Origin of the sequence: Oryzibacillus soli, from assembly GCF_051594765.1 — a bacterium.
In the GTDB taxonomy this organism is placed as follows: domain Bacteria; phylum Bacillota; class Bacilli; order Paenibacillales; family NBRC-103111; genus Paenibacillus_AR.
In genome coordinates, this window is the sequence record NZ_JBPPGJ010000002.1 from 360,497 (window position 1) to 376,674 (window position 16,178).

The following is a 16,178-nucleotide window of genomic DNA, read 5'->3' on the forward strand; positions in this document are numbered from 1 at the left end:
TGACTGCCTTTGCCTACCTAGACGAAGGCGTTCTCCAAAAGGTTTCAGAGGATGAAGATTTTTCTTCCGTACCGGTCCTACTGGGGCTGGAACCACAAGTCCTTAAAATTCACCATACCCAGGGAATTGACCGAAACGCCGTTGATGACCGAGCTGAAGGTGGTCTTGGCGATCGGATGCAGCAGGAACAGCACGTAATGGTCCCGCTTCAACGCCGTCTCCAGCTCGCGGATGCGAACCTTCCGCGATTCCTCCGAGGGCTCCCGCAGGATGGCCGTGATCCCGTTGTTGAGCTCCTGCTGCAGCTCCTCGGCGAAGTACGTCTGAATCGGCATGTTGTCGATCTGGTACATCTCCAAGAGCGCCATGTCCAGATCCTCGTCCGCCACCACACCGCCTAGGAAGGCATGTGCACCGAGCATCCGCTCCGTGGTGCAAGCCTCCAGCTTGGAGACGAACTCCAGCTGCGTCCGGATGCCTGCCCGGGCCAGCTGCCCGGCGATCCACCGCCCTCTCGGCTCGTGCTTGTGGGTGAGCTGGAGCAGGAAGGGCTCCCCCTGGTAGCCCGACTCACGGACCAGCCGGAGCCCTTCCTCCGGATCGAAGCTGTCGTCGGATAGGACCGGCGGATCCGGCGGCAGGAAGCCCTGGGCCGGGAACAGCTCCCCCTCCCCGAGCTCCCGGGCCATGGCCTCCCGGTCCAGCAGGCGGTGGACCGCCTCCCGGAAGCGGGGATGGAGCTGGGGTCCGTCCCGCTTCATGTTGAAGGTCAGCATGATGCAGCCCTGCTCCAGCTTGGTGATGATCTTGTTAGCCGGGCAACAGACGTACTGGCCGGCCCCGACGTCGCAGTTGGTGCTCGTGTCCAGGTCCACCTCCATCCTCATCCGCTGCTGCTCGGGCTGGGGCTTGCAGTCGCTCGGCATGATCCAGATCTCCACCCGGTCCAAGAGTGCCCGGTCCAGGAAATAGTCCGGGTAAGCATCCAGGATGCAGACGCAGTCATCATGACGGGTTACCCGGAAGGGACCCGTCCCGATGGGATAACGGTCCACATTGCCGGCCGCCCCGCCGCCGTACACATCCCGGGGCAGCACCGACAAGCCGGCGGCCGAAACGTAATGCAGGAACATGTAGTTGGGCTCGAAGAGCTCCACCCGCACCGTATACGGCGTAGGCGCCGACGCACGGCTGATGGGCCGGACCAGCCAGCCGTTCGTGGCGGAATACTCCCTCTTCTTCAGCCGGTCGATCGTATAGACGACATCCTCCGCCGTCAGTTCCCGCCCATGGTGGAAGCGGACTCCCTTGCGGAGGTAGAAGGTCCAGATCCGGCCGGTGGGATCCGATTCCCAGAAGTGGGCCAGCTGGGGCTTCAACGTCCGTTCCTTCGGATCGAAGCGCACCAGCGTGTCGAAGATCTGCTTCACCAGGTGCAGATCCTTCGCGAAGAGCATCTCGGCCGGATCCAGCGAGAGGATGGGCGAGTAATAGGGAAGCCGGAGCGTATCCAGCCGCTTCTCCCGCTCCCCCACCTCCTGGTAGCCGAAGTAGCCGGACAGCCAGTCGAGAAACTCCTCCTTCAGGGAGGACTGGAAGCCCCGGAGGTTGATCAGCTCCATCGCTCCCTTCACGTTCCCGTCCCGGACATACTGGCGGGCTTCCTCCAACAGGAGCAGCCCCGAGCCCGTCAACAGCCGCAGGGTCGAACGGTTGCCCCGGCCCCGGCCCGGAATCCATTCGATCCAGCCTTGATCGGACATCTTTTTTAAGATCAGCTTCACATTGCGCTCGGAGCAGTACAAGAGGCCCGCCAGCTCCTCCAGCGTCACGGTAATCTCCTCCGAAGAGCTGTCCAGCTCCGTGTGCATCCGGTGATAATATTCCACCAACTGCATGCCCGCACCGCCTTTCCCACAAGGTGTTCCACAAAAGAGGAAATGATTATAACCAATTATACTCTTTTTATCCCCTTTTGTTCATGTAAAAATAAGGATGTGACAAAGATTTGAACAAAATAAAAAGAGTGGAGTGAAACACACATGTATCAAAATCCTTATTTCCTGGAGAAGTCCATGGAGCAGCACAACAAGAGCGTGGAGCGCGAGGCGCGCAAGGGCTGGTGGAACGGCAGCCGCCAAACGAATGAAAAAAAGCAGCAGGAGCCCAAAAAAGCCCCCGCCGCCCATTCGAATCCGGTCTGTACCGGCAAGGACCATAACGTCTGCTGCCAGGCCTTCGCTCCTTGTCAGGCATAATAGCCGCGAACCATCTCCTCCATGACGCGGCTCGTCCTTATAGCCGTTTCCCCCGTGCTTAGAGCGGTGCCTCTGCCAAGCAACTCGTCCACAATCGTCTGAATCAACGGCTCTTGGATATGGGCCGGATTCTCCACCATCTCCCGGCGCTCCCCGTCTTCCGTGCGAAGCAGCAGCGGACGGTCTGCGAAGGTGGAGAACAGGATGCTCCCCCGGGTTCCCACAATTTCATTGTACTCTTCATTGACGTAAGCATTGAAGCACCAGATTCCCGTCCCATGGACACCCGATTCGAACACGTACCGTCCCGATACGGTATCCTCCGCTTTGTAGCCGCTGCCCATATTGGAGGCGTGGCCGCTGACATCCCGGATGGGCCCGAGCAAGCCGTCGAGCAGATCGAGGGTATGGCTCCCCACGTCCAGGAACAGCCCGCCTCCCGATATGGCCGGATCGACCCTCCAGATGCCTTCCTTGTCCTTCGGCATGGCCTTCGCCAGATGAACCGTCCGAACCAAGCGGACGTCGCCGATCAGCCCTTCCTTCAACCATTCCTTCACCTTCAAAAAACGGGGCAGCGCCCTGCGGTAATACGCCACATAGAGAGGCACCCCTGCCGACCGGCAGGCGTGAAGCATCTCCTCGCACTCCCGGGCGTTCATCGCCATGGGCTTTTCGACGTATACCGGCTTGCCGGCGCGTGCGGCCGCCAACGCATACTCCTTGTGGGAGGACGGCGGAGTCGCCACATACACCGCATCCACCTCCGGGTCCGCAATGAGCTGCTCCGCCCGGTCATACCACTTCGGCACCCCGTGGCGGGCGGCGTAGTCCTTCGCCAGCTCCCCGTTTCTCCGCATGACGGCCGTTAAGGCCGAGCCCTCCGCCCTTTGCAGCGCAGGACCGCTCTTCACCTCGGTCACGGCCCCGCAGCCGATGATGCCCCATCTGATCGCTTCCTTCAAGTCCGATCGCCTTCCTTTCTTTTCTTCTTCCCGTAGGGTATCATGATAATCGTAAAGGGATTTTTCTTATCTCCCATGATAAGCCAAACGGGACGATCCCGTAAATGAGGTGCAAAACCCGATGAGCTCCGAACGAAACGGCCGGACCGCGATCCTGATCCTAACGGGCAATCTCGGCGACGGCCACCGCCAAGCGGCAGCGGCTCTGGCCGAAGAAGCCCACCGGCTGCTTCCCGGGGCCAAGATCCGCGTCGTGGACATTGTCGAGCGGACACGCCCCCGTACCCACCGTCTATCCGAATATTGCTATATGCAGTGGATCACCAAGCTCCCCTGGCTGTACGGCTGGCTCTTCCGTATGACCAAGGACGATACGGCCATGGCCCGTATATTCAAGAGCTTCCGGCTGGTTCCCCACCGTCCGCTGATGGCGCTCCTGGAGGAGTTCCGGCCGGATGCGGTGGTCTGCACCTTCCCTTCCGCCGCGGCCGCCATGGCCCAGCTGAAGCGAAAGGGCAGGACCGCCGTTCCCATCATCACCGTCATCACGGATCATACCTACCACAGCTATTGGGTCCATGATGGCACCGACCGGTACATCGTCGGCTCCGAGCGGGTCCGTCAGGCGCTTCGCCAATGGTCCGTTCCAGAGCGCGCCGTTGCCGTCACCGGCATCCCGGTCCGCAAAGAATTCCACCGGGAAATGAACCGCAGGGAGCTGCGCCTGAAGCACGGACTCGACCCCAGCCTGCCCACCGTTGTTATCATGGGCGGAGGCTACGGGCTCATCGGCGGCGATTGGGCCAAGCTCCTGCAGGCTCCCGAGCTCCGAGCCCGGCCTATGCAGGCCGTCATCGTCTGCGGCCGGAACGACCGGCTGAAGGAGCGGCTGCTCCGGGACATGCAGGATTACCCCCACCCGCTGGTGGTAACCGGCTATATCGAGCATGTCCATGAGCTGATGGCTTCAGCGGATCTCCTGATTACGAAGCCCGGCGGGCTGACCACCTCCGAAGCGCTGGCCATGGGGCTTCCCATGCTTCTCTACAAGCCGCTGCCGGGCCAGGAATATGACAATGCGGCTTATCTGACCGGCATGGGAGCCGCCGTCCAAGCGGGACAAGCCGATGAGTTCGTCCATACGCTGCGCCGGCTCCTGGACCATCCGGAGCAGCTGGCGTGGATGAAGGAGCGGGTCCGCTTCCTCGCCCGGGGACGCTCGGCGGAGATGGCGGTCCGCGAGATCGCCGAAGCGGCCCGCACCGAGCCGGAGCAGGCCGCCTACGTGCGGACCCGGTGGAAGCCCGGACCCGCTTAAGGTCCCTATAGAACCGACAACACCCCTGGCCTCTCCGGTCTTGAATCGGAGGCGCCAGGGGTGTTTGCTTACCTTACAGGTTATGCCGTTACGGTTCCGTGCCCGATCTCCGGCGTTCCGGCCGAACGGTTGCGACGGAAGTGAAGCACGTAGTACACCAGGGTCGTGCCGGCCAAGAGGACGATGTAGATGCCGAGCGCCGCTGCGCTGCGGGACAGGTCATCCATGGCTCCGCTGGAGATGGCCGCTTTGTAACCCTGAACGGTATAAGTCATCGGCAGCCAGGCGGTGAAGCGCTGGAGCGGAACCGGGATCAGCTCCACGGGGAAGGTGCCGGCGCTGGTGGTTAGCTGCAGAATCAGGAGAACGATGGCCACGAACCGGCCCGGATCCGCCAAGAGCGTCACCAGCATCTGGATCAGAATCATGAAGGTCCAGCTGGTCAGAATGCTGAACACGAAGAACATGGCCGTGTTCTGCGGCTCCAAACCCAAGCCCCACAGGATGGCGCCGGACATGATGACCGCTTGGAGGAAGCCGACCAGAAGCATGGTGGACAGCTTGCCGAAGAACCAGCTGAAGCCGGATTTGGGCGGAATGGCGGGCTGCTTCACCGGGAATACGATGGTCAGCAGCAGCGCTCCTACGAACAAGCCCAGGGACAGGAAGTAGGGGGCGAAGCCGGTGCCGTAATTCGGCACTTGGGCGATCTTCTCTTCCTCGAAGGCCACTGGCTGCGCGAAGGCTTGGTACAGCTTGTCGTTGCCATGGATGGAGGAGGTCTTCTTCGAAGCATCCTTCAGCTTGCCGGACAGCTGGTCAGTTCCGTCAGCCACGGCCATGGCGCCGTCAGCCAGCTGCTTGGCGCCTTCGTTCAGGCGAACGGTTCCTTCAGCCAGCTGGTTGACGCCGTCGGTCACTTGGTTCAGGCCGTTCTTCAGCTTGGTGCCGGCGGGTACCATAACCTTCAGTCCGTCCGTCAGACTCTGGCTGCCGGCCTTGGCTTCAACCAGCTTCGCTTGGAGCTGGGCTGCCCCGCCGCTGACGGTCTTCTGGCCTTCGGCCAGCTGTCCTGCGGCAGTAGCCAGCTGCTTCTGGGCTGCGGCGGCGGCATCCGCCCCGGCGGCCGTTTTCTTCGCCGTTTCGAGCATCTTGGCGAAGGACGGATCCTTAGCCAGCTCCGGCTGGGCGGCAGCCAACTGCTGCAGACCGGCGGCGACGCCTTCGGTGCCCAGCTTCAGCTGGTCCAGCCCCTGGGAGGAGGCCTGGAGGCCCTCCTTCAGCTTGGCGGTGCCCTGTCCGGCCTGCTCGGCTCCGGCGGCCAATGCGCCGCTGCCGTCGGCCAGCTGCTGAAGCCCGCCGTTCAGACGGTCGGCGCCGTCCTCCAGCTTGACCAGGCCGTTCGACAGCTCAGCCGCGCCTGCGGCCAGCTGCTTGGCACCGTTGGTCAGGGGCTGGGCCCCTTGGCTCAGCTTCAACAGATTACTGTCGATCTGCTCCACGCCGGATTCGACGCTCTTGGTTCCTCCGGCCAGCTTGGTAGCGCCGTCTGCCGCCTGGACCAGGCCGTCAGACAATTGATTCACACTGCCGAACAGCGTCTCGGTGTAGGTCTTGGTCAGTTGGGCGGACAGCTCGCTCTTCATCCGCTCCACGGCGGATTTGCCGATCTGGGACGCCAGGAAGTTGGCGCTCTCGTTCGGCATGTACCGGAAGACGGCGGGTTGAGGATTCGGGTCCAGCACCTTGGTGGCCTTCTCCGAGAAATCCTCGGGAATCTCGATGGCCATATAATACTTATGACCCTTCAAGCCTTCCTGGGCATCCTCTTGGCTCACGAAGTGCCACTCGAAGGTAGGCGTCTGCTTCAGCTTCTCCGTGAATTGGGTGCCGACGGACAAGTTCTTCCCTTCGAAGGTGGCACCCCGGTCCTGATTGACCACGGCGACCGGCAGCACATCCATCCGGGCGTAGGGGTCCCAGAAGGCCCACAGGAACATGAAGCTGTACAACAGCGGAATAAGGGCAACGGCCGTTACGGAGATCAGTACCTTCTTGTTGCGGATGATGGCATACAGCTCATGACCGAAATGACGCAAGCTTTGTTTCATAACAATCCACTCCTCTACTCTCTTCTCTATATAAATGACCAATCTATTCAATTGGTCAGTTTTGTCCAAAAAAGAAGGCCGTTACCGAACGGCCAAACCTTCGAACAAAAACTGCTGGAACAGCTCTGCGATCTTCTCCTTGGTCAAGGGCTCATGCTTACGCTCCCAATCGTACACGAAGGAAACGTATAGCCGAAGCATGACGAAGGCCGCAATCTGCGGGTCGCACGGGCGGATTTCCTTGCGGTCCACCGCTTCTTGAACCTTAACCTCCAAGAAGGTGAGCACCGCATTCTCCAGCTTGAGCATTCCTTCCTCCGCCGCTGGGGTTCCCATCTCCTGGATCTCGTGGTGCAGCTTGATCAGGAGCTCGTGGCTCCCGCGGAACTCCAGAACTTGGCTCAGCACCTCCTGGAGATTCGCTGTAAAGGAAAGCTCCGGCTTAATGGCCCGGTCCGCGATCCGCTTCATCTCCTGGATCACGTCCACCATGATGGCGTCGAACAGCTCCTCCTTGGTGGAGAAAAAGGTATAGATTGTGCCCTTGCCCACATTGGCGATCTTGGCCACTTGGTCCATGGTGGTCGCCTTGTAACCGAAGAGAGCGAACGATTTGGAGGCGGCCTCCAAAATCCATTTTTTACGGTCGGCTGCCATCTCGTTACACCTCCCCGTTATACAAAATGACTAAAATACAAATCTGGTCAGTTGGTCAGGACTTATTATACACACGTTGCCGAGCCTTTTGCAAGGGCTATTTTTTGCGGATGGGCAGCTTGATGGTTACGGTTGTGCCGACGTCCGCCGCGCTGGTCACGACAAAGCTTCCCTTATGGTTGTCCATAATGCTGCGGCATATCATAATGCCTAAGCCGTTGCCGTTCTCCTTGGTGGTATAGAAGGGCTCGCCGATCCGGGCCAGCACCTTGTCAGGGATTCCGCACCCGGTGTCCGTTACGACAATCAGCGCTTCCCCATCCCGCTTCGACACCGTGATGGAGAGCTCTCCACCGTCAGGCATGGCCTCCAGCGCGTTCTTGATGACGTTGACGAAAACCTGTTTCAGCTGATTATCGTCGCACGAGAGGTCGGGGAAGTCCGAGGGACAACGGAAGCGGATGGAGACCCCCGCGGTCTTGGCCTGGATCCGGAACAGCTGAAGCACATCCCGGAGAATCCCCTCCAGCGTATGGTCTGCGAACTTCGGCTCCGCCGGCTTGGCCAGGAAGAGAAACTCGTTCATGATGAGACGGATCCGATTGATCTCCCCCTGCATGATATCGATCATCCGGGTATTGGATTCCGTCCGCTTCATCAGCTGCAGATAGCCGGATATGACCGTCACCGGATTGCGGATTTCGTGTGCCACTCCCGCCGCCAGCTGACCGGCCACCGACAGCTTCTCCGTATTCGTCAGCCGGGCCAGCATCATAAGCAGGCGGCGGATAATGACGATGATGAGGCTGACCAGAAACACGAAAGCCCCTCCGTACGCCAGCTCCGGAATTCTGCTGTCCACCGCCACGATCTGCCTTAAAATATCGAAGGCTCCGGTCAAGCAGAGCGCCGTCATGCCCAGAAGGACGGTCTTGGCATCCCGGTCTCCCGTCCAGGCGGTCCGGGCAATCCGGTTGATCCCCGCTACCATGCTGACCAGGATCAGACCTTGGTACACCCGCAGCACATGATCGGCCTGCACCGCGTGGAGCAGCACCAGCGGGATGGATGCGGCCGCATAGACGCCATGGAGCTTCCACAGCCGCCGGAGCAGATTTCCCCGCCCCGCTCCGAACAGATGCTCCGTGAAGGCAAGGGCGCTTGCAATCGACAGCATGAGAGAGGCTAGCTCCACCATCATCCAGAATTCGGGCTTGTCCCACAGCACATTGGTCAATGCGGTCCGGGTCCCGGTATACAGGCCGAAGTGGACGGAGAAGGCGGCGAAGGACAAGAGATGCACCTGCTTGAGCCGGAAGAACGGGTATAAGGCCAAGCCGCCGACCAGCATATAGAAGCCCGCCAAGAACAGCCGAAGCGACTGAGACCGGAAGTACCCGAGCTGAATGGCGGATTCGGCCGCGACCTCCGGCTGTTGGATGAAGCCGATATCCCCGCTGTGGGAATATACCCGGACATACAGAGTCCGTCCGTCCGCATCCTCCGGGAGGGGAACGATGCGGGAAGGCGTGCCGATATATTGGGGGCTGCCGCCGGGAGGCAGGTCTCCTTGTCGGTAGATGAGCCGTCCGTCGTCCAGGTAAACCTCGAAGAGCTGGCTCGCCTGTAAAAGAACACTTCCCACGGCGGCGCTGCCATAAGGAAGCCTGGTCCGGAACCAGAGAAGCCGGCTGCCGTTGCGGCCGTCGGGGTTCAAGAGCGTGTCCGCCGTCTGCCAGCCGGCAGACGGAAGCCGGCTCCATCCAGAGGAAGCATCCCCAATGGCTGCCGTTTGCGTTTCCCAGGCATATTCCCAAGCCTCCATGCGAAAGGTCTGTTCGGCAGCCGGCCTCCCTTGGGCTGTCTGCGCACTCCCGGCAGCAACCGGACCGCACAGGAGGAAGGATCCGGCCAGGAAGGGCAAGATAAGAATCCAAACAAAAGCATACCATCTTCTATAGGTTCGCATTATCCCAGTCCCCTTCTGGGTGAAAAATGTAGAAATATGTCTATTTGTCAATATCATACTAAAAAGCGACCGGAATGAACATGATTTTCTGAATAATAACAATTCCTTGATGTTGAAGAAAGGGTCTGGCAGGAATATAATATGTTTATACGTTTAAACTTTTAAACTTATCGACGATTGGAGGGTGAATTCCACTTATGGAGACGGATCGGTTTCCGCCCAAAGGTGCCGGCTCCTGTGACGCATTGGCCATGTTCCAGGAATGCACGCCGCTTTTTCTGGCCTTAGGGGACCCGGCGAGACAACAGCTCATCGTCCTGCTGGCCCAGACCGAACGGCTGAACGTGAGCCAACTGGCCGCATCCTCCCCCCTCTCGCGCCCCGCCGTGTCCCATCACCTGAAGATTCTGCGCCAGGCTGGCATCGTGAAGGCGGTTAAATCGGGGACCGAGCAGTATTACAGCCTTACGCTGGAGGATCTTACAGGCAAGCTCCGTCTCCTGCTGAATCTGGTGGAGAGCGAGTGCCTGACCGATCGGAACGATTCTTAATCCTTCGAACTGATAAGGAGGTTCATCGTATGAACACAACTCAACCCACCGCGCTGATTACCGGTGCTTCAGGCGGAATCGGCCTGGAGCTGGCCAAGCTCTTCGCCCGTGACGGCTACGCCCTGGTGTTGGCTGCACGCAGTGAAGAAGCCCTGAAGCGTCTGGCCGGGGAACTGGAGACGACCCACGGCACGCGGACCCTGATCATTCCGGCCGATCTGTCCGATCCCGCTGCCCCCGCCCAGCTCTTCGAGGAGACCGAGAGGGCCGGCATCACGGTGGATGTGCTGGTCAACAATGCCGGATTCGCTGTGTTCGGCCCCTTCGCAGAAGCGGACGCGAAGGACACCATGGACATGATCCAGGTGAATGTCAACGCCTTGACGCATCTGACCCGCCTCTACACACCGGGCATGGTCGCCCGCCGAGGCGGCCGGATTCTGAATGTGGCGTCTACTGCCGCCTTCCAGCCCGGACCGCTGATGGCCGTCTACTTCGCCACCAAGGCCTTTGTGCTCTCCTTCTCGGAGGCCATCGCCCACGAGCTGAAGCCTAGCGGGGTCACAGTAACCGCCCTGTGTCCGGGACCTACCAAGACCGGCTTCGAGAAGCGGGCCAAGATGGAGGGCTCCAAGCTGTTCCAGGGCCGGGTCATGGCTGCGGCCGATGCCGCCCGCGCCGGGTATGAGGCCCTGATGAAGGGCGAGCCGCTGGTGATTCCCGGGGCCGGCAACCGTCTTCTCGCCTCGTCCGTCCGGTTTATGCCCCGGAGGCTGGTTCCTGCCCTCGTTCAGAAATTCCAGGAGAAGAGCTAAGGAGGCATACGGTCCTATGAGCAAGCAAGCGTTAGTGCTGGGTGCCACCGGTCTGGTCGGCACCCAGCTGGTCCGGCAGCTGTTGGAGGATCCGTCCTACGGGCAGATCATAGCTCTCGTCCGGCGGCCTCTGGACTCCGGGCATCCGAAGCTCCGCCAAGTGGTCGCCGATTATAACCGCCTGGAGGATTATCAGGATGACTTCGCGGCGGACGCCGTATTCTGCTGCCTGGGCACGACCATGAAGACGGCCGGCTCGAAGGAAGTCTTCCGCCGGGTGGACCTGGATTATCCGGTTGAAGCCGCCCGGCTGGCCCGTGAAGCAGGCGCGCGCCAATTCGCCGTGATCTCCGCTCTGGGAGCCCGGGAGAGCTCCGCCTTCTTCTACAACCGGGTGAAGGGGGAGATGGAACGGCGGGTCCGGGAATCCGGACCCGCCTGCATCCATGTATTCCAGCCCTCCCTCCTGCTGGGGGAGCGCCAGGAGCGCCGGACGGGAGAGGCCGCCGCCTCCAAGCTGAGCCGGGCTCTCCCCTTCCTGTGGAGCGGCCCGCTGCGTCCTTATAAGCCGGTCCATGCGGCCACCGTCGCGGCAGCCATGAGGGCCGCCGTCCGCCTGGGACAGCCGGGCTTCCATGTGCATGTGAACCGGGATCTCGAGGCGTTGGCGCACGAAGCCGAAGTCCGTTAGAGGAGAAACAAAAAGGCGCGCTCTGCCGTCATTGCTGCGGCTGGGCGCGCCTTCTTCCGTTACTCTGCCTTAGGAGCCGGGTCGGCTGCGGCTGCAGCCTCGCTCTTCCCGGCCGGCAAGCCGGCGGAGACGGCATGCTTCTGCGTCAGTCCCTGGATCAGCCCGTTCAGGTCGAGGCCGGATACGTCCTTCAGCATCTGCGGAGCCGTGGCCATCAGCTCGGTCACATAGTTGCTGACCCGGGCCGCACCCTCTCCCTTGCCGGTATCCACCACCGTCAGCTTGTCGATGGACGCGATCGGTGCCGCGACCTGAGCCGCCAGCTCCGGCAGCATCTTGACGACGATGTCGAGCACGGCTGCTTCGCCGAACTTCTGGAAGGCCTCGGCCAGCTTCTCCTTCGCTTCAGCCTCCGCCAAACCTCTCAAGCGGATAACCTCCGCCTCCGCCGTACCTTTTGCCCGCTCGGCATCGGCCACCGCCAAGCCCTCGAGGCGCTTCTGCTCCGCGTTGGCCCGGGCCTCGGATTCGATGCGGTAGGACAGCGCGTCCGCTTCCCGCATCCGGCGGGCCTTCTCGGCCTCGGCGCTCTGCTCGACGGCATAGCGGTCGGCATCCGCCTTCTTCTTCACTTCCGCGTCGTACTGCTTCTCGCGGACTTGAATTTCCTTCTGCTGCAGATCAATCTCCCGCTCCTTGCGGACCAGCTCGACCTTCATCTGCTCCTCCACGGCGATCTGCTTGGCCTTGGCCTCTTGGATATGGTATGCCTGGTCGGCTTCCGCCTTGGCCGTATCCTGCTCCTTCTTGAACGCAGCCACCTTCAGCTCCCGGTTCTTCTCCGCCTCGGCGATGTTGGTATCCCGGAGGAGCTCTGCCTTCTGGCCTTCTTCCTCCGCCTTCGCCTTCTGAATCCGGGCATCCCGGATGGCTTCCGCCTGGGCAATGTCCGCATCCCGCTTCACCGCGGCGATTCTCGGCTTACCGAGTGCATCGAGGTAGCCCTGCTTGTCACGGACATCCTTGATGGTGAAGGAGACGATCTGGAGGCCCATCTTCTTCAGATCCTTGGCTGCGACGCCCTGCACCTCCTGGGCGAACTTATCCCGGTTCCGGTAGACCTCCTCCACCGTCATCGAGCCCAGTATGGCCCGCAGGTGGCCCTCCAGCACTTCCTGGGCTTCCCCCTTCAGCGCTTCGATAGGCTTGCCCATGAACTGCTCGGCGGCCGTCGCCACGTCCTCCACGGAGCCTCCGATCTTGATGATGGCCACACCGTCCGCAATAACCGGCACCCCTTGCTCCGTATAGACCTCCGGTGTGGACACATCCAGCTTGTGGGACAGGAGCGACAGGAACTCCGCCTTCTGGAACACCGGCCAGATGAAGGCACCTCCGCCGCGGACGATCTTGATCCGTTTGCCTCCGTTCTCATCCGTGTCCACCGAAACGTTGTGGGTGCCCAGGAACGAGCCGGTGACGATCATGGCTTCGTCCGGCCCCACCGTCTTGTACCTTGCCATGAAGGCCAGGCCCAGCAGAACGATGACCGCGACCACCACAACGGGAATAATCATAAATTCTGGCATCATTACTTCTCCCTTACTCTTTATTTTCAAACCGGGATACGTACAGAACGCCGTCCTTCACTTGAACGACGACGACCCGCACCCCCGATTGAATGGCATTTCCGTCGAAGCTGGAAGCGATATGGTTGGAATGGCCGGCTCCCACCTTCAGGAGCACCTCCCCGCAGCCATCGCCCGCCGGAATGGAGGTCAGCACCTCGCCCAGCCGTCCGGTCAGACCCTGCATCGAATAAGCGGTGCTCGATTCCGTATTTTTCAGCGGCTTCACGTAGTACTTGGCGGCTAAGAAGCCGATCCCTCCCGCCAGCGCCAATGCGCCTGCAAGGGAAGCGAATCCCGGCAGAGGCGTATAACGGGACAGCATGATGCCGGAGCCCCCGAACACGGTAATCGCAATGGCGAGTGTCGTGGGATTCAAGTAATCCACGGACATGAAGTCCAGAGCCCCCCCAAGCGCATGGCTCACCAGATCGCCCAGAACCACGCTGACCAGCGTAAATAGTACCCCGAACGCCAAGCATGACCAGAACAGCTCTTCCATAGAACACCTCCTGGTTAGACGGTGCTACGATTACGGCAAGACGATCCTGCACATAAATCGGAACCTCTTACAGTCTATGTAAAGGTATACGCGGAATACCGGCGGACGTTTCGCCGGCCCGGTTCATTTTTGTCGAGAGCCTCCGAAATCCAGCCGGCTGCGGCTCTCTCCGCCGCATATAAGCGCCGGAATGAACCCATTCTACTAATACCCGAACCGGAAAGGAGATCCCGACATGTCCGAACAAACGGTGAAAGCGTTAAACCAGTTTCTGAAGGGCCGCTATATGGGCATCGATCAGTATGAGCATTATATCGCCCATACCAAGGACAGCCGTCTGAAGGCGGAGCTCGGCAAGCTGCAGGAGGAAACCCGCCGTCAGGCAGAATCAGTGGCCCGCCGCATTCAGGAGCTGGGAGGGGAGCCGGCTGACGGTACCGGACCCATCGGTAAGCTCCAAGAGGCTTTCAAAAATCTGAAGGGCTACCCTGAGCAGCCCGTCGACATCCTCCATGATCTGCTGACCGCCGAGAAGAAGTACGCCCTGGACCGCTCCCACGAGATCGTGGAGGGAGAGCTGGATCCGCAGAGTGCAGCGCTGGTCCGTCATATTCTCGATCAGGACCAGGAACATGCCCGCCGCTTGTCGCGGCTGCTTCAGGAAAGGCTGCCTGCCGGCGCCGCTCCCGTCTAAAGACAGGAGCCGATGTGCAGACAGCCGTATAAATTCGGCGGTCGGCGCCACAATAAGGCGGTATGCCATTCCATTCCAAGGAGAACGAACCGAATGAACCTGGAACCGCAAAAAGCCATGAATCCGGATCTGTCCGCCGTCCGTCAAGACCTGGATTCCTTCAAGGATGAGTTCAAGCTGCACCTGTCCGGCTTCGATCCCAACATGCCGGGGCATCCCCAAGTCATGCCTACCGATATGATCCTCCGGCAGGCGCCGCGCACGGTCCGTATGGAGGGCTCGGGCATCAGCCTGTCCCATGAGATCCGGCTGGAGATGGGCCTGCAGCTTGATGAGCATTTCTGCGCCCTGAACGTTGCCCTGCACCAGTACACCAAGCATCACTTCCTGACGGAAGGTGCCGAGTCCTTCCTGAACCTTCACGAGCTTCTGACCGAGCACATCGACAAGACCCAAGAGCATATCGATGAGATTGGCGAGCGCGTGGCCCGTCTCGGGGTTGTCCCCACCGCCCATCCAGTCACTCAGCATGAGATCTCCTATATCAAGCACGAGGTCGAAGGACGTTACACCATGAGAGACTTCCTGCGCAATGATCTGGAGCATGAGCTGAAGATTCAGGGGATGCTCCGCAAGACCATCGACCGGGCCCATCAGCTGAAGGACTTCGGAACCGTCGAGGTCCTGGAGGACATCCTGGTGGAACGCGAGGACTTGGGCTACCATCTGTGGAGCTTGCTCGAGGACGACACACTGGTCCGCGGCATGAATCATCTGCTGGACCGCCGCGGGAACATCGCTGACGCCCGCAGCATCAATCCGAATCTGCAATAATCGTGCAGCACGAAGACCGCCCGCTCCATCTTGCGGCAGCAAGAATGGAAGCGGGCGGTCTTTTTCTCTTTGTCCGGCTTATGGTACACTCCCCATAGAACGGCCTTGACCTTCTCCATCCTAACTGTAAAGGAAGCCTGCCACCATGACCAATGAATCCCTGCCCCCCATCTACGCTTCAGCCCGTCACTTGACGGGGCCCACTCCTTCCGGCCGCCATGCTGTCATCGTAGCCGGAGGCAGCCTCGGCGATTGGGCCCTCCCCTACCTGGCTCCCGGAAGCTTCCTGATCGGAGCCGACCGGGGCGCTTGGTTTCTGTTGAGCCACGGCCTCACCCTGGATATGGCTCTGGGCGACTTCGACTCGGTCACACCTGAGGAACGGGACATCATTCGATTGAAGAGCGGCCTCTGGATGGACTGCGACCCGGTCCGCAAGGACCTGACCGATACGGAATGGGCCTTGAGCTGGGCTCTGGAGGCTCACCCCGCCTCCGTCCTGCTCCTCGGCGTGACGGGCACCCGGTTCGACCATACCTTCGCCAACGTTCAGCTGCTGGCTAAGGCGGCGGAGCTCCGAATCCCCTGCCGGATAATCGACGCCCATAATGAAATCAGCCTTCTGTCGGGAGCGGACCAAGCCACCCTGACAAAAGGCCGATATGAGCAAGTATCGCTGCTTCCTCTCAGTGGTGCCGTAACCGGCATAACGCTGGAGGGGTTCCGCTATCCGTTGACGGATGCGCAGTTAAGGACAGGTCAATCCCTCGGCATCAGCAACGTCATCGAAGGGGAGACGGCCGTCGTCCGCATCCGAGAGGGACAGCTGCTGGTCGTGCAGAGCCGGGATTGACGCCAGCTCCGCAAGCGCTCTAGATCAGCGGAACGGTGCGAAGCGGCTTGGCCGGATAGCTCACTGTGATGGCGTGGCTCTGGCGGTGCCAGGTAATCATGCTGTCGCCCAGCTCGATGAAGGATTCGGTACCGAGTCCGTAGAACAGGTCATCGGACAGCGTACGGAGCAGCTCCCTGCGTTCCCGGGGCTTCAGCGCGATCCACTGGTCCTCCTCCATCTCGAAGAATTCGTGGCAGCCCTCGATGTCCAAGAGCGCATCTGTCAGCTCTTCTATGATTTCCTCGTATTGCCGGTTAAATTTGACTCCCATAAGGATCACCGCTCCCCTT

Annotated in this window: 16 protein-coding genes; 8 read left to right on the plus strand and 8 right to left on the minus strand. The window is 60.6% G+C overall.

Going from position 1 to position 16,178, the window contains the following annotated elements; genetic code table 11:
- Positions 1–77: 77 nt before the first annotated feature.
- Entirely contained in the window at positions 78–1,898 is a 1,821-nt protein-coding gene (locus tag ACSEXW_RS03555) for an ABC transporter substrate-binding protein (RefSeq protein ID WP_438444715.1), read from the minus strand.
- Positions 1,899–2,042: 144 nt separating this feature from the next.
- Between ACSEXW_RS03555 and ACSEXW_RS03560 the strand changes: the two genes are divergently transcribed.
- Complete coding sequence (locus ACSEXW_RS03560) at positions 2,043–2,258, plus strand: hypothetical protein (protein ID WP_438444716.1); 216 nt, start codon at positions 2,043–2,045, stop codon at positions 2,256–2,258.
- Here ACSEXW_RS03560 and ACSEXW_RS03565 read toward each other — a convergent pair.
- Positions 2,249–3,223: a Gfo/Idh/MocA family protein gene (locus ACSEXW_RS03565; protein WP_438444717.1), complete on the minus strand. Its 975-nt coding sequence runs from the start codon at positions 3,221–3,223 to the stop codon at positions 2,249–2,251. The genes ACSEXW_RS03560 and ACSEXW_RS03565 overlap by 10 nt on opposite strands.
- 121 nt (positions 3,224–3,344) lie before the next feature.
- Between ACSEXW_RS03565 and ACSEXW_RS03570 the strand changes: the two genes are divergently transcribed.
- Positions 3,345–4,541, plus strand: a complete 1,197-nt coding sequence (locus ACSEXW_RS03570; RefSeq protein WP_438444718.1) for an MGDG synthase family glycosyltransferase — start codon at positions 3,345–3,347, stop codon at positions 4,539–4,541.
- An 80-nt stretch (positions 4,542–4,621) separates the two neighbouring features.
- On the opposite strand, the gene ACSEXW_RS03575 is transcribed toward ACSEXW_RS03570, so the two are convergent.
- The 3 genes from ACSEXW_RS03575 to ACSEXW_RS03585 all read right to left on the minus strand — a co-directional run bounded on the left by ACSEXW_RS03575 (position 4,622) and on the right by ACSEXW_RS03585 (position 9,278).
- Positions 4,622–6,652: a YhgE/Pip family protein gene (locus ACSEXW_RS03575; RefSeq protein WP_438444719.1), complete on the minus strand. Its 2,031-nt coding sequence runs from the start codon at positions 6,650–6,652 to the stop codon at positions 4,622–4,624.
- A gap of 81 nt (positions 6,653–6,733) precedes the next feature.
- Positions 6,734–7,309 (minus strand): TetR/AcrR family transcriptional regulator, encoded by a 576-nt coding sequence (locus ACSEXW_RS03580; RefSeq protein WP_438444720.1) that lies wholly within the window; start codon positions 7,307–7,309, stop codon positions 6,734–6,736.
- A gap of 97 nt (positions 7,310–7,406) precedes the next feature.
- Complete coding sequence (locus ACSEXW_RS03585) at positions 7,407–9,278, minus strand: ATP-binding protein (RefSeq protein WP_438444721.1); 1,872 nt, start codon at positions 9,276–9,278, stop codon at positions 7,407–7,409.
- A 197-nt stretch (positions 9,279–9,475) separates the two neighbouring features.
- On the opposite strand from ACSEXW_RS03585, the gene ACSEXW_RS03590 reads away from it, so the two are divergent.
- From ACSEXW_RS03590 to ACSEXW_RS03600, 3 genes are read left to right on the plus strand one after another with little or no spacing between them, the layout of a single operon-like run.
- Positions 9,476–9,829: an ArsR/SmtB family transcription factor gene (locus ACSEXW_RS03590; protein ID WP_438444722.1), complete on the plus strand. Its 354-nt coding sequence runs from the start codon at positions 9,476–9,478 to the stop codon at positions 9,827–9,829.
- A 29-nt stretch (positions 9,830–9,858) separates the two neighbouring features.
- Entirely contained in the window at positions 9,859–10,644 is a 786-nt protein-coding gene (locus ACSEXW_RS03595; protein WP_438444723.1) for an SDR family NAD(P)-dependent oxidoreductase, read from the plus strand.
- 16 nt (positions 10,645–10,660) lie between these two features.
- A complete protein-coding gene (locus ACSEXW_RS03600) occupies positions 10,661–11,335 on the plus strand; it encodes an oxidoreductase (protein ID WP_438444724.1) in 675 nt (224 codons plus the stop codon).
- A 59-nt stretch (positions 11,336–11,394) separates the two neighbouring features.
- Here the strand turns inward: ACSEXW_RS03600 and floT are convergent, their stop codons facing one another.
- Positions 11,395–12,924 carry a flotillin lipid rafts scaffold protein FloT gene (gene floT, locus ACSEXW_RS03605; RefSeq protein WP_438444725.1) on the minus strand — a complete coding sequence of 510 codons (1,530 nt, stop codon included), beginning with the start codon at positions 12,922–12,924 and terminating at the stop codon, positions 11,395–11,397.
- Positions 12,925–12,937: 13 nt separating this feature from the next.
- The gene (locus ACSEXW_RS03610) at positions 12,938–13,465 is read right to left on the minus strand and encodes an NfeD family membrane protein (protein WP_438444726.1); all 528 of its coding nucleotides are present in this window, start codon (positions 13,463–13,465) and stop codon (positions 12,938–12,940) included.
- A 235-nt stretch (positions 13,466–13,700) separates the two neighbouring features.
- Between ACSEXW_RS03610 and ACSEXW_RS03615 the strand changes: the two genes are divergently transcribed.
- The 3 genes from ACSEXW_RS03615 (at position 13,701) to ACSEXW_RS03625 (ending at position 15,846) form a co-directional block, all read left to right on the plus strand.
- On the plus strand, positions 13,701–14,159 hold the full coding sequence (locus ACSEXW_RS03615; RefSeq protein ID WP_438444727.1) for a ferritin-like domain-containing protein: 459 nt from the start codon (positions 13,701–13,703) through the stop codon (positions 14,157–14,159).
- Positions 14,160–14,252: 93 nt separating this feature from the next.
- Positions 14,253–14,993 (plus strand): ferritin-like domain-containing protein, encoded by a 741-nt coding sequence (locus ACSEXW_RS03620; protein ID WP_438444728.1) that lies wholly within the window; start codon positions 14,253–14,255, stop codon positions 14,991–14,993.
- Between the two features lie 145 nt (positions 14,994–15,138).
- Positions 15,139–15,846 carry a thiamine diphosphokinase gene (locus ACSEXW_RS03625; protein WP_438444729.1) on the plus strand — a complete coding sequence of 236 codons (708 nt, stop codon included), beginning with the start codon at positions 15,139–15,141 and terminating at the stop codon, positions 15,844–15,846.
- A gap of 19 nt (positions 15,847–15,865) precedes the next feature.
- Here the strand turns inward: ACSEXW_RS03625 and ACSEXW_RS03630 are convergent, their stop codons facing one another.
- The gene (locus ACSEXW_RS03630) at positions 15,866–16,159 is read right to left on the minus strand and encodes a hypothetical protein (protein ID WP_438444730.1); all 294 of its coding nucleotides are present in this window, start codon (positions 16,157–16,159) and stop codon (positions 15,866–15,868) included.
- Between the last annotated feature and the right edge of the window lie 19 nt (positions 16,160–16,178).